Origin of the sequence: Pseudomonas sp. (assembly GCF_049645325.1) — a bacterium.
In the GTDB taxonomy this organism is placed as follows: domain Bacteria; phylum Pseudomonadota; class Gammaproteobacteria; order Pseudomonadales; family Pseudomonadaceae; genus Aquipseudomonas.
Genome location: NZ_JBARTQ010000036.1, coordinates 1 through 12,546 on the forward strand (window position 1 = coordinate 1; position 12,546 = coordinate 12,546).

Consider the following 12,546-nt stretch of genomic DNA (forward strand, 5'->3'; position numbering starts at 1 on the left):
CGGGTTAGCCGTGTTGGGCCATGGATGGCCCGTCACGGCGGCCCACGGATTCAAGCCGGAGTGCGGGCATGCCGAGCCTAGGCGAGGCACCGAGTGGAGGGGCAAGAGCCCTTTTGGTTACTTTTGGGGCTCCTTTCCAAAAGTGACCCGCCGTAAGGGCGGAACCCATACCCGCCATCACCCAAACAACGGATATGTACTCAAAACCCGAAGAAATACCCCCAGAACACAAGTCGAGCCCTACCGCGCGTCCCTCACGCCAACGTCCCACGCAAGTAATCGAACAACATCCGGCTCACCGGCGACAACTGCGCCTCATCACGCACCACCAGAATAAGGCTGCGATCCGACCACCCATCCGTCAGCGGCACCGCGTGCAACCCCAGCGCCCGGCCAAACAGCTCATAGGCTTTTTGCGGCAAAATCCCGATGCCCATGTTGGCCTGGACCATCCGGCACATCGCGTCAAAACCCGGCACATGGATGCGCAAACGCAACATCTTGCCCGCCTCGCGTGCCGCCGCGTGGGTACGCATGTTGATAGAGCTGGCAGCATGCAAACCCACGTAATCACTGTCCAGGGTTTCGGCGAATGCGAGGGCTTGGCGCGACGCCAAAGGGTGATCCGCCGGCATCAGCACCACCAGCTTGTCGTGGCGATAAATCACACTGGGCAGGCCTTTGATGTCGGTGTCGCTGGAGCAGATGCCCAGGTCTGCAACACCGTCCAACACCCCTTGCACCACGCCGTTGCTGGGGCGTTCTTCGAGGTCGGTTTTCACTGCAGGGTGCAGTTCGGAAAAATCCCGCAAGTCTTCAGGAAGAAACTGAATGATCGCCGACAGGTTGGCCAGCATCCGCACATAACCGCGCACGCCGTGGCTGTGTTCACCAAGTTCCAGGCCCATCTTTTCGACGTTGAACAGCATCTGCCGCGCATGGTGCAACAGGGTTTCACCGGCGGCGGTCAGGTCCATGCCTTTGGCCCGGCGCACGAACAGGCTCACACCCAATACCTGCTCCAGTTCCATCAAGCGCTTGCTGGCCGCCGACACCGCAATCGCTTCACGAGCGGCGGCACGGGTCAGCGTGCCCTCCTCGTACACCGCGACGAACAGCTGCAGCGTGATCAGGTCAAGACGGCGCACCAGGCTTTTGTGCAGCATCAGCGCCCCTCAGAGGCCAGCCGATTGATCTCGGCCTGTTCCACCACCGCTTGCGGCGCGCCATGGCGCACAGCCGCCAACATGGCCTGGCCAACCGTCTCCGTGCTCACCACCCAAGCCGGCTTGAGCCGGCGCAAAAAAGAGAGCAACGGCCCCAGTACGGAATAGAAGGATTGGTACAACGGCGTTTTCGAGCGCACGCCATGCAGCGGCTGAATCACCCCCGGCCTGAAGAGGTACACCGCCTTGAACGGCAAGCGCAGCAAGGCATTTTCAGTCTTGCCCTTGACCCGCGCCCACATCGATTTGCCCGCCTCGGAACTGTCGGTGCCGGCGCCGGACACATAGATAAACGTCATCTGCGGGTTGAGCCGCGCCAGGGTGCTGGCGGCGACCAGGGTCAAGTCATACGTGAGGTGGGTGTACTTGGCTTCATTCATGCCCGCCGACGAAACGCCGAGGCAGAAGAAGCACGCATCAAAGCCTTGCAGCAAGTTTTCCAAGGGCTGGAAATCCAGCATGTCGCTGTGCAGAACCTGGTGCAGCTTGCCGTGTTCCTGGGTCAGCGGCGTGCGGCCGACGGCGACGACTTCCTGCACGTCAGCGGCCAGCAGGCACTCACGCAGCACGCCTTGGCCGACCATGCCGGTGGCGCCGAATAACAGAACTCTCATTAGGGGACCTCAGCGGCAAGCCGCAAGCTTCATGCTCAAGTTGAATGCAGTTCAGCTTGTAGCTTAACGCTTGCGGCGGGCGGCTGCCCCCTTTAGAACGCGCTGCGAAAGATCTCCTCGATCTGACGTTGATCCGCCCGCCGTGGGTTGGTCAGCCCGCACGCATCCTTCAGCGCGTTGGTGGCCAGCAGGGGAATGTCTTGCAGCTTGGCGCCCAACTCGCGCAAACCGGCCGGAATCTCGACGTCCTGCGACAGCGCGCGAATCGCGGCAATCGCCGCCTGCGCGCCCTCTTCCGGGGTGATGCCTTTGATATCGGCGCCCAACGCGTGCGCCACATCGCTCAAGCGTTTGGCACTGACACTTGCGTTGAAGCTTTGCACGTGGGGCAGCAACACCGCGTTGCACACGCCGTGGGGCAAGTCGTAGAGGCCGCCCAACTGGTGCGCCATGGCATGCACAAAGCCCAGCGAGGCATTGTTGAACGCCATCCCCGCGAGGAACTGCGCGTACGCCATGTTTTCGCGTGCGACCTTGTCGCTGCCGTCGCGCACAGCCAGACGCAGGTTGGCGCTGATCAGTTCGATGGCCTTGATCGCACAGGCATCGGTGATCGGCGTGGCGGCGGTGGATACGTAGGCTTCGATGGCATGGGTCAGGGCGTCCATGCCAGTGGCGGCGGTGAGCCCCTTGGGCATGCCGACCATCAGCGAAGGGTCGTTGACCGACAGCAACGGCGTGACGTTGCGGTCGACGATGGCCATTTTCACGTGACGGGTTTCGTCGGTGATGATGCAAAAGCGCGTCATCTCGCTGGCCGTGCCGGCGGTGGTGTTGATGGCCACCAGTGGCAGCTGCGGTTTGCTCGATTGGTCGACGCCTTCGTAGTCGCCGATATGCCCGCCGTTGGTGGCGCACAGCGCGATGCCCTTGGCGCAGTCATGGGGCGAGCCGCCGCCCAGCGACACGACAAAATCGCAGGCGCTGTGTTGCAACAGTGCCAGGCCTTTCTCGACGTTTTCCACGTTGGGGTTGGGCTTGGCGCCGTCGTAGATCACCGAGTCGATGTCCTGCATCGCCAGCTTTTCGGCGATCATGCTGGCCACGCCCGCCTTGGCCAGGCCCGCGTCGGTGACGATCAGCGCCTTGCGAAAACCGTAGTTGCGGATCGCGCTCATGGCTTCGTCGAGGCAATCGATGCCCATGATATTCACGGCGGGGATGAAAAAAGTGCTGCTCATGGCGAATCCTCAGAGGCGTTATGCCTACAGAATCAACCTGTGCCGCACGGCGCATCTTGATCAGGATCAACGCCAGCTCGTGATAAAGTCACCGCCCAGCTGATTTTGAGTAGACCCGCCGCAATGAAGGATTTCCAGGATATCGACGCCCACCTTGAAGACTGGAGCGCACTGCGCGGCGCCATCGACTTCAGCGGGATTCTGATCGGCAACGGCGCAAGCCGCACGATTTGGGAAGACTTTGCCTACGACTCGCTGTTCGAAAACGCGCGCACCGTTGAAGAAAAACCCCTGAGCCCGTCCGAACTCAGCGTGTTCGACGCCCTGCAAACCCGCAGCTTCGAGCAGGCCCTGGGCGCGCTGAAAACCACCAGCCGGGTTAACAAGGCGCTGGCGGTCAGCTCGGCCGCGCCGCGTAATCGCTACTACGCGATCAAGGAAGCGTTGATCAATACCATCCACGGCGTACACATTCCGTGGCGCCTGGTGAAGCCTTCCACGCTGGCGGCGATCAACACGGAACTGACCCACTACTCCACCGTGTTCACCAGCAACTACGACCTGCTCAACTATTGGGCGATCCTGCACACGCCGGGCATCGACGACCTGTTCCGCAGCGCCGACGCCAGCTTCGACCTGCGCCACACGCGCACCGAGGCCACGCGCATTCTCTACCTGCACGGTGGCCTGCACCTGGTGCGCAACCTCGATGGCACGGCGCGCAAATTGCCATCCACCGAAAGCACCTTGCTCAGCAGCTTCGCGATCAACAACACGATCAAGACCCTCGACGATGTGCCGCTGTTTGTCAGCGAAGGCAAGGTGGAGGAGAAGCTCAAGACCATCCGCAGTTCGGATTATCTGTCGTTCTGTTATGAGCAGTTGCTGAGCCACGAAGGCGCGCTGTGCATCTTCGGCCACGGCTTGGGGCCGCAGGACCAGCACCTGGTGGATGCGCTTCGCCAGGCCAAACTGACCACCCTGGCGATCTCGGTGTCGGGTCGCAGCGACGGGTTTATTCGCCAGCAGAAGCGCCGGTATTCGGAGTTGTTTGACGGCAGCGGTGTGGCGTTGAGGTTCTTTGCGGCGCGCACGCACCCGTTGGGTAACTCGGCACTGTCGGTGCCGGTCGAGCGCTGATCCCCAAACAAAGACGATCAATTGTGGGAGCTGGCTTGCCTGCGATAGCGGTGGGTCAGCAACTTATGAATCAGCTGGCAGGCCGCTATCGCAGGCAAGCCAGCTCCCACATTGACGGTGTTTGCAGCACACGAGCGCTCATTCCTCCGCGCTGTGCACCACCACCAACAGCTGCGCCTGCACAGGCCCCACCGAACGCAGCCGGTGAGGTTTCTGCGCATTGAAATGCAGCGCATCACCGCGTTCCAGGATCACCCGCTCGGTCATGAAATCCACTTCAACCTGGCCTTCATGCACGAACAAAAACTCCTCGCCCAGGTGTTCCTTGAATGTCTTGTCGGTGAACTCCGCCGGCGGGTAGATGATGAACGGCAGCAAGCTGCGCTCACTTACCTGATGGGCCAGCACCGCATAACCCGGTGACGTGTCCGGCCGCTCATGGCTGCGCACCAGGCTGTAGCTGTCGAGGCTGACGGTGTCTTCGCTGAACAGCTCTTCGACCTTCACGTTCAACGCCTTGGCCAGTTTCAACGCGGCGGCAATCGACGGCGTGTTGAGGCCGCGTTCGACTTTCGACAGGTAACTCTTGGTCATCCCGGACTTTTCAGCCAAAACGTCCAGGGTCACGCCAAGTTTTTTTCTTAATAATTTCAAACGGATAGACATGCGCTGCGGTTAATCCATGCAAAAGAGCCAGAGCTGTGCTTGCCAATGACACAAAGTGTCATATAGCATCTTTAGTGTCATTTGCATTCACCCAACGACCTTGCTCGCGCTGGAGACCTGCAAACCCGACGTCCATTGAACCACCCACAGGACACCGACATGGCCAAGACATTAGCACTCCCCAAAGACCAACTGGTCAAGCAAGCGCTGGTCCAGATGCAAAACACCCTGGCGGATAATACGTGGACCGCCCGGCAAAAGCTGGCGCTCACTTGCCGCATCCTGTTCGAACACGGCCACGACTCCGGCCTGGCCGGGCAGATCACCGCACGCGGGCCCACGCCTGGCACCTATTACACGCAGCAACTGGGCTTGGGTTTTGATGAAATCACCGCCAGCAACCTGTTGCTGGTCAACGAAGACCTTGAGGTGCTGGAGGGTCACGGCATCCCCAACCCGGCCAACCGTTTTCACACGTGGGTGTACCGTGGGCGGCCGGACGTGAACTGCATCATCCATACGCATCCGACCCATATCGCGGCGTTGTCGATGCTCGAAGTGCCGTTGCAGGTGTCGCACATGGACCTGTGCCCGCTGTACGAAGACTGTGCGTTCCTGCAAGCCTGGCCGGGCGTGCCGGTGGGCAATGAAGAAGGCGAAATCATCACCACGGCGCTGGGCGACAAGCGTGCGATCCTGCTCTCGCATCACGGCCAGTTGTCCACCGGGGCGAGCATCGAAGAAGCCTGCGTGATCGCGCAACTGATCGAGCGCGCGGCCAAGTTGCAATTGCTGGCGATGGCGGCGGGCACGATAAAGCCGATCCTGCCCGAGCTCGGCCGCGAGGCCCACGACTGGATCTCCAAACCCAAGCGCCACGGCGCCGCGTTCAACTATTACGCCCGGCAGAACCTGCGCAGACACGCCGATTGCCTGAACTGATCGCCCTTTTCGACCGGAGACTTCCCATGCCCAGCCCCACCATTCACGGCATCATCGGCTACACCATTACCCCGTTCAGCGCCGACGGCCAGCGCATTGACCTCGACGCCCTCGGCCGCTCCATCGACCGCCTGATCGACAGCGGCGTGCACGCCATCGCGCCTTTGGGCAGCACCGGCGAAGGTGCTTACTTAAGCGATGCGGAGTGGGACGAAGTGAGCGCCTACAGCCTTGCAAAAATCGCCAGGCGCGTACCGACTATCGTCAGCGTGTCTGACCTGACCACCGCCAAGGCCGTGCGCCGGGCGCGCTATGCCGAGGCGAATGGCGCCGACGTGGTGATGGTGCTGCCGGCCTCGTACTGGAAGCTCAGCGAAGCGGAAATCCTCGCCCACTACGCTGCGATTGGTGACAGCGTCGGTGTGCCGATCATGCTCTACAACAACCCGGCCACCAGCGGCACGGACATGTCGGTGGAGTTGATTTTGCGCATCGTCAAGCAGGTCGCCAACGTAACCATGGTCAAGGAAAGCACCGGCGATATTCAGCGCATGCACCAACTGCACAGTCGCAGCGACGTTCCGTTTTACAACGGCTGCAACCCACTGGCACTGGAGGCGTTTGCGGCAGGTGCCAAGGGTTGGTGCACGGCGGCGCCGAACCTGATTCCTCAGTTGAACCTGGATTTGTACGACGCGGTGCTGGCGAATGACCTGACAACGGCGCGGGAGCTGTTCTATCGCCAGTTGCCGTTGCTTGAGTTCATCCTGAAAGGTGGTTTGCCGGCGACGATCAAGGCCGGGCTGCGGTTGACCGGGCTGGACGCGGGCAATCCAAGGTTGCCGGTGTTCCCGCTGGATGACGCGGGGATCGAGCAGTTGAAGACACTCTTGCGCTAGAAACGCAGCCTGTGTGGGAGCTGGCTTGCCTGCGATGCAGACACTGAGATCAATCAGGTACACAGCGTCGATGCCATCGCGGGCAAGCCCGGCTCCCACAGGTGTCAGCATTCACAATTGAACGCGTACATTCTTTTACATAGAGACAAATGACAATAGTTCTCGATATCATTCGCGACTTTTCTACGTCGTGCTTCGTCAAGAAGGATATCCATGTCTCGTCCCAAGCCCGACCCGTTGTCGGCCGATGCCTTTCGCGGGTTTTATGCAGATATTCTGTATTTCCTGCGCAAACGCACGGACAACGCCAGCGACGCGGCGGACATGACCCAGGATGTGTTTACCCAATGGCTGGACTACCGCGACCGGGCCAAGGTCGAGCAGCCACGGGCGTTTCTGTTTCAGATGGCGCGCAACCTGTTGCGCGATCACTGGCGCAAACAGAAGGTGCGGCAGACCGTTCACCCTGACTCGGGCGACAGGGACAACGAGCCGGTCACCGACGAGCAAAACGAGCCCATGGCCGCCGCGCAGCGCCTGCAACGCCTGGAACAGTTGAAAGAAGTCCTCGCCGAACTCTCGCCCCGCAGGCGAGAAGCCCTTATGCTGCACCGCTTCGAAGGCCTGAGCCAGGCGCAGATCGCCGAGCGCATGGGCATTTCGACCAGCATGGTGGAAAAGCACATCGCTTTTGCCCTGCTGCATTGCAAGCGACGCCTTCAACACGAACCCGGCACGGAGCAGCCAGAATGAACCGCCTGAGCGACAGCGACGCTTTGGACATCGAGCACAGCGACTCCATCGATGCCCAAGCCGCCAGTTGGTTTGCCCGCAACCGCAACGACGCGGGGCGCGCCGACCGCAAGGCCTTTGCCGCCTGGCAAGCCGTGCCGGCCCATGCGCGCGCCTATGCCGAGTTCGAGCAACTGTGGGCCGACCTCGCCCAGTTGCAGCAACTGAACAAACCCGTGGCGCTGCCCAAGCGCAGAGCGTCGGTGTGGCGCCCGGCACTGGCCGTGGCCGCTGCGCTGGTCTGCGCGGTGCTGGCGACTCACCTCGGTGCGCCCCGCGCGCTGTATCACAGCCAGGTCGCCGCCCACGCCAAAGGCATGCGTACCCTGAACCTGCCCGATGGCAGCACGTTGTACGTGAACGCCAACACACGCCTGCGCCTGGACTTCACCGCCCACCAACGCATCATTCATCTGGACAAGGGCCAGGTGTACATCGAGGTCGCCGCCGACAAGGAACGGCCGCTGTACGTGCAAGCCGGCGAGGCGAATGTGCGGGTGGTCGGCACCGGGTTCGATGTGCGGCGCAGCCAGCAGCAACTGGTGGTCAGTGTCGCGCATGGCCAGGTGGCGTTCGAGCCGGACGCAAAAAGCCCGGTAACCTTGCTCGGCGCCCAGCAGCGAGCCACCTACAGCTACGCCAAGGGCAGCGTGCAACAGCAAACCCTCACTGCCGAGGAAGTGGCCGATTGGCGCAGCGGGCACCTGTCGTTTCGTAACCGCGAACTGGCCAGCCTGATCGACGAACTGAGCCTCTACCGCCCCCAGGCGCCGTTGCAGGTCAGCAAAGCCGTGGCGCAACTGAAGGTTTCGGGCAACCTGGACATGAATGACCCGGACGCCCTGCTCAATGCCCTGCCCGCCTTGCTGCCGGTAAAAACCGTGGCCTCGGCCGACGGCATCGTGAGAATCGAACCGAGCAAGTAGCGCCCCTGAAACCCTCACTTGAGAATATCTTGCATTCGCATGTGTGGATTTTTTTGCCTGCCCCGTCTTCCTCCCGACTGTGTTTGATACGCACACCTTTTTGGCTATTTAGCCACCCCGGGGGATTTCATGTTTCGCGCGCCTTGCCACGCTTCGCACCTGTTGCTTCGACCGACCCTTATCGCCACCTGCATGGCCTTCAGCCTCAGTGCCCAGGCCGAGTCGTTCACGCTGCAACTGCCCGCCCAGTCGCTGGCCACCTCCCTGAGCCAAGTGGCGCAGCAGGCGAAAATCCAGCTGCTGTTCGATGAAGCGCTGCTCAAGAATGTGCAGGCGCCGGCCCTCAACGGTGAGTTCACCCCGGAAGTGGCGATTCGTACCTTGCTGAAAAACGGCGAGTTCACCCTGATCAAGGTCGGCGCCACCTACGTGGTACGCCCCGACGAGGGCAAGACCACCAACAGCGGTGCGATCCAGCTGGACGCACTCAGCGTGATCGGCACCGGCACCGACGTCGACTCCAACACCGTCAACCGCTCCACCCTCAGCCAGGCCGACATCGACCGTTACCAGTCCAATAACATCCCCAGCCTGTTGCAGACCCTGCCCGGCGTCAGCCAGGGCGGCTCGCTCAAACCCGGCGGCCAGACCATCAACATCCGGGGCTTTGGCGAAGCCGAAGACGTGCCGATGACGGTCGATGGCGCCACCAAAAGTGGCTTTGAGCGCTACCAGCAAGGCACCGTGTTTATCGAGCCCGAGCTGATCAAGAGCATCGAAGTCGAGAAAGGCCCCAACTCGCCGTTTACCGGCAATGGCGGTTTTGGCGGCACGGTCAACATGACCACCAAGGATGCGCCCGACCTGCTGCAGGACGGCCGTAACAGCGGTGCGATGCTCAAGTACGGCTACTCCAGCAACGACCACGAACAGGTCTACAGCAGCGCCGTGTATGGCCGCACCGACGACGGCCGTTTCGACGCCCTGGCCTACCTGACCCAGCGCGACGGCGGCGACATGAAGGTGGCCGCCAAGCTGCCGAACGAGAATAACCAATACCCGATCAACCCCCAGCGCCTGCCCAACAGCGCCCAGGACGTGGACGGCAAGCTGTTCAAGGTCAACGCGCATTTCACCGATGAACACAGCGTCGGGCTGTCGTATTCGCGTTCCCACAGCAACCGCTGGACACCGTTTTCCGCCGCCAGCTACCCGACGCCGCCGACCCAGGCCAACATCGACCGCTACGGCTACGAAGGCGCGTTGAAACGTTTTTTAGCCCAACGTGACACCGTCGACACCACCTGGTCCGGCAAGTATGAATACCAGCCGCTGGACAACCCGCTGGTGGACCTGACCGTCAAGTATTCGCAGTCCAACACTGACCAGACCGATGAACGCGACGCCACGGCGTTTTTCCAGCTGGCCACTGGCGGGCGCAAGATGGACACGTCCTACACCGACAAGAACCTCGACGTCCGCAACGTCAGCCTGTTTGACACCGGGCCGCTGCAACACGCGGTGACCGTCGGCGGGCAGATCCGCAAACACATCCGCGAAACCGACATGTGGATGCCCGGCAGCACCTACAACACGGCGCGCTACAACTATGGGCATTTCCAGCCGGGCTTCATGCCCCACGGCAAGGTCGACACCAACAGCTTCTTCGTCCAGGACGCGGTGACCATCGGCGATGTCACCATCACCCCGTCGCTGCGCTACGACCACGTGCGCAACCGTGGCGAAGGCAACGACGCGCCCTACTACAACAACCCTGACCCGGCGGTCGGCCACGATTACAGCGACCGCACCTACACCGGTTGGTCGCCGCGCCTGGCGTTGTTCTGGACCGTCAACCCAAACCTCGGGCTGTTCGCCAACTGGAGCAAGACCTGGCGCGCGCCGGTCATCGACGAGCAATATGAAGTCCAGGGCCTGGGCAGCCGCACCGCCACCAGCGTCGACCTCGACCCGGAGCGCATCACCTCGATCACCGTAGGCAGCGTCGTCAGCTTCGACAACCTGATTGCCCGGGACGATAACCTGCAAGTGCGCACCACCCTGTTCCACAACACAGTCGAAGACGAAATCTTCAAGGCCACAGGCGTCGGCTGCCAGAACCAGGCCGTCAATGGCGGCACGATTTCCAGTGCCTGCCCACCGGGGGCGATGGCCAACTACCGCAACATCGGCAGCCTGACCATCAAAGGCTTTGAGCTTGAATCGTTTTACAACTCCACCTACGTGTTCGGCTCGGTGTCGTTCGCCTACGCCAAAGGTGAACACGAAGGCGCCTACACCAACCCGTGGGGCCCGGATGTGGCGGCACGTGACATTCCGCCGACCAAGTGGGTACTGGTTTTGGGCAGCAACATCCCGGCCTGGGATGCCCAAGTCGGCTGGATCGGCCAGTTCATCGGCGCCACCGACCGCCTGCCCAGCGACAAATACTCCGGCGGCCCGGGCAGTAGCGTGGGCGACCTGTTTTACGACCAGTACGGTAACAAGGCCTACAACACTCAAGGACTGTTCGCCAAATGGAAGCCGCAACAGGCTTACCTGAAAGGCACAGAGGTGAACTTCACCGTCGACAACCTGTTCAACGAAAACTTCCGCCCGGCCTTGAGCGGTGACCGTGCGTACACAAAAGGCCGCGATGCGAAGATCAGCGTGACGCGGTTCTTCTAAAGGCCGCCACAGTCAGTGTGGGAGCTGGCGTGTGTGGGAGCTGGCTTGCCTGCGATACAGGCACCGCGGTTCGCCAGTGCAACCAAGGCGATCCCCTCGCAGCCTCGCTAAAGCTCGACAGCTCCCACACTTGATTTGCGGTGAATGGAGATCAATGTGGGAGCTGGCTTGCCTGCGATACAGGCACCTCGGTTCACCCGTGCAACCGAGGTGATCCCTTCGCTGCCTCGCTGAAGCTCGACAGCTCCCACACTTGATTTGCGGTGAATGGAGATCAATGTGGGAGCTGGCTTGCCTGCGAAGGCGGCGGCATTGCCAACAGGCCTTTTGAAACTGTACGGATAAATCAGCCATCAGCTGTAAGCCCGCATTGGTTGGGGCTTGTGGCTAGATGGGCTTCCCTTGAAGCCCTTTTTGATCCCGGTCCCCATCATGAGCTCGCGCGAAAACACCGGCATGGCCCTCGGCCTGCTGGGCGTCATCATCTTCAGCCTGACCCTGCCCTTCACCCGCATCGTGGTGCAGGAAATGCACCCGCTGCTCAACGGCCTCGGCCGCGCGTTGTTCGCAGCGATCCCGGCGGCGGCGCTGTTGCTGTGGCGCCGCGAGCGCTGGCCGACCTGGCGCCAGGTGCGCGGTTTGTGCCTGGTGATTGCCGGGGTGATCCTCGGCTTCCCGGTGCTGTCGGCTTGGGCCATGCAAACCCTGCCAGCGTCCCATGGTGCGCTGGTCAACGGCCTGCAACCGCTGTGTGTGGCGCTGTATGCAGCGTGGCTGTCCCATGAACGGCCCTCGAAAGCCTTTTGGGCCTGCGCGGCACTCGGCAGTGCGTTGGTGTTGAGTTATGCATTGATCAGCGGCGCCGGCAGCATCCAGGCGGGTGACTTGTTGATGCTCGGCGCAATCGCCGTGGGCGGCCTGGGCTATGCCGAAGGCGGCCGCTTGGCCAAGGAGATGGGCGGCTGGCAAGTGATCTGCTGGGCGCTGGTGCTGTCGACGCCGCTGCTGATCGGCCCGGTGTGGTACTTGGCGGCGCAGCACCAAGGCGCAATTTCGATGCGCGCCTGGTGGGCATTTGGTTATGTGTCGTTGTTCTCACAGTTCCTGGGCTTTTTCGCCTGGTACGCCGGGCTTGCCATGGGCGGCATTGCCCGGGTCAGCCAGATTCAGCTGTTGCAGATCTTCTTCACCATCGCTTTTTCGGCGTTGTTCTTCGGTGAACATATCGAGCCGATTACGTGGTTGTTTGCCTGCGGGGTGATTGTGACGGTGATGCTGGGGCGCAAGACGGCGGTGCAGTCAGCGCCAGTCGCCAAACCCGGCACGGTCTAAAAAACAGGGGCGCTTGCGTTGTGTAGGAGCCGGGCTTTGTGTGGGAGCTGGCTTGCCTGCGATGCAGGCAACTCGGTCTA

The 12,546-nt window shown here is 61.6% G+C and carries 11 protein-coding genes; 7 read left to right on the forward strand and 4 right to left on the reverse strand.

What is annotated here, in order from left to right; genetic code table 11:
• Nucleotides 1-254: 254 nt before the first annotated feature.
• The 3 genes from WBB95_RS01440 to yiaY form a co-directional block, all read right to left on the reverse strand.
• Complete coding sequence (locus WBB95_RS01440; protein ID WP_424485963.1) at nt 255-1,166, reverse strand: LysR family transcriptional regulator; 912 nt, start codon at nt 1,164-1,166, stop codon at nt 255-257.
• Nucleotides 1,166-1,840, reverse strand: a complete 675-nt coding sequence (locus WBB95_RS01445; protein ID WP_424485964.1) for an NAD(P)H-binding protein — start codon at nt 1,838-1,840, stop codon at nt 1,166-1,168. The genes WBB95_RS01440 and WBB95_RS01445 overlap by 1 nt, the downstream gene beginning before the upstream one ends.
• 92 nt (nt 1,841-1,932) lie before the next feature.
• Nucleotides 1,933-3,081: an L-threonine dehydrogenase gene (gene yiaY / locus WBB95_RS01450; RefSeq protein WP_424485965.1), complete on the reverse strand. Its 1,149-nt coding sequence runs from the start codon at nt 3,079-3,081 to the stop codon at nt 1,933-1,935.
• A gap of 123 nt (nt 3,082-3,204) precedes the next feature.
• On the opposite strand from yiaY, the gene WBB95_RS01455 reads away from it, so the two are divergent.
• Complete coding sequence (locus WBB95_RS01455) at nt 3,205-4,221, forward strand: DUF4917 family protein (protein ID WP_424485966.1); 1,017 nt, start codon at nt 3,205-3,207, stop codon at nt 4,219-4,221.
• Between the two features lie 138 nt (nt 4,222-4,359).
• On the opposite strand, the gene WBB95_RS01460 is transcribed toward WBB95_RS01455, so the two are convergent.
• Nucleotides 4,360-4,887, reverse strand: coding sequence for a helix-turn-helix domain-containing protein (locus WBB95_RS01460; protein ID WP_424485967.1), 528 nt, complete (start codon nt 4,885-4,887; stop codon nt 4,360-4,362).
• A 159-nt stretch (nt 4,888-5,046) separates the two neighbouring features.
• On the opposite strand from WBB95_RS01460, the gene WBB95_RS01465 reads away from it, so the two are divergent.
• From WBB95_RS01465 to WBB95_RS01490, 6 genes are all read left to right on the forward strand, one after another.
• Nucleotides 5,047-5,829: an aldolase gene (locus WBB95_RS01465; RefSeq protein WP_424485968.1), complete on the forward strand. Its 783-nt coding sequence runs from the start codon at nt 5,047-5,049 to the stop codon at nt 5,827-5,829.
• A 26-nt stretch (nt 5,830-5,855) separates the two neighbouring features.
• Nucleotides 5,856-6,728: a dihydrodipicolinate synthase family protein gene (locus WBB95_RS01470; protein WP_424485969.1), complete on the forward strand. Its 873-nt coding sequence runs from the start codon at nt 5,856-5,858 to the stop codon at nt 6,726-6,728.
• A gap of 213 nt (nt 6,729-6,941) precedes the next feature.
• On the forward strand, nt 6,942-7,481 hold the full coding sequence (locus WBB95_RS01475) for an RNA polymerase sigma factor (protein ID WP_424485970.1): 540 nt from the start codon (nt 6,942-6,944) through the stop codon (nt 7,479-7,481).
• Nucleotides 7,478-8,446, forward strand: coding sequence for a FecR family protein (locus WBB95_RS01480; protein ID WP_424485971.1), 969 nt, complete (start codon nt 7,478-7,480; stop codon nt 8,444-8,446). Before WBB95_RS01475 ends, WBB95_RS01480 begins: the two co-directional genes overlap by 4 nt.
• 129 nt (nt 8,447-8,575) lie before the next feature.
• On the forward strand, nt 8,576-11,134 hold the full coding sequence (locus WBB95_RS01485) for a TonB-dependent hemoglobin/transferrin/lactoferrin family receptor (RefSeq protein ID WP_424485972.1): 2,559 nt from the start codon (nt 8,576-8,578) through the stop codon (nt 11,132-11,134).
• 432 nt (nt 11,135-11,566) lie between these two features.
• On the forward strand, nt 11,567-12,466 hold the full coding sequence (locus WBB95_RS01490) for a DMT family transporter (protein ID WP_424485973.1): 900 nt from the start codon (nt 11,567-11,569) through the stop codon (nt 12,464-12,466).
• Nucleotides 12,467-12,546: the final 80 nt, after the last annotated feature.

Excerpts from the sequence above, each read along its gene's own strand:
- WBB95_RS01465 (WP_424485968.1), top strand. The coding sequence starts at position 5,047 with ATGGCCAAGACATTAGCACTCCCCAAAGACCAACTGGTCAAGCAAGCG.
- WBB95_RS01455 (WP_424485966.1), top strand. The coding sequence starts at position 3,205 with ATGAAGGATTTCCAGGATATCGACGCCCACCTTGAAGACTGGAGCGCA.
- WBB95_RS01445 (WP_424485964.1), bottom strand. The coding sequence starts at position 1,840 with ATGAGAGTTCTGTTATTCGGCGCCACCGGCATGGTCGGCCAAGGCGTG.
- WBB95_RS01485 (WP_424485972.1), top strand. The coding sequence starts at position 8,576 with ATGTTTCGCGCGCCTTGCCACGCTTCGCACCTGTTGCTTCGACCGACC.
- WBB95_RS01480 (WP_424485971.1), top strand. The coding sequence starts at position 7,478 with ATGAACCGCCTGAGCGACAGCGACGCTTTGGACATCGAGCACAGCGAC.
- WBB95_RS01475 (WP_424485970.1), top strand. The coding sequence starts at position 6,942 with ATGTCTCGTCCCAAGCCCGACCCGTTGTCGGCCGATGCCTTTCGCGGG.
- WBB95_RS01440 (WP_424485963.1), bottom strand. The coding sequence starts at position 1,166 with ATGCTGCACAAAAGCCTGGTGCGCCGTCTTGACCTGATCACGCTGCAG.
- WBB95_RS01490 (WP_424485973.1), top strand. The coding sequence starts at position 11,567 with ATGAGCTCGCGCGAAAACACCGGCATGGCCCTCGGCCTGCTGGGCGTC.
- WBB95_RS01470 (WP_424485969.1), top strand. The coding sequence starts at position 5,856 with ATGCCCAGCCCCACCATTCACGGCATCATCGGCTACACCATTACCCCG.
- WBB95_RS01460 (WP_424485967.1), bottom strand. The coding sequence starts at position 4,887 with ATGTCTATCCGTTTGAAATTATTAAGAAAAAAACTTGGCGTGACCCTG.
- yiaY (WP_424485965.1), bottom strand. The coding sequence starts at position 3,081 with ATGAGCAGCACTTTTTTCATCCCCGCCGTGAATATCATGGGCATCGAT.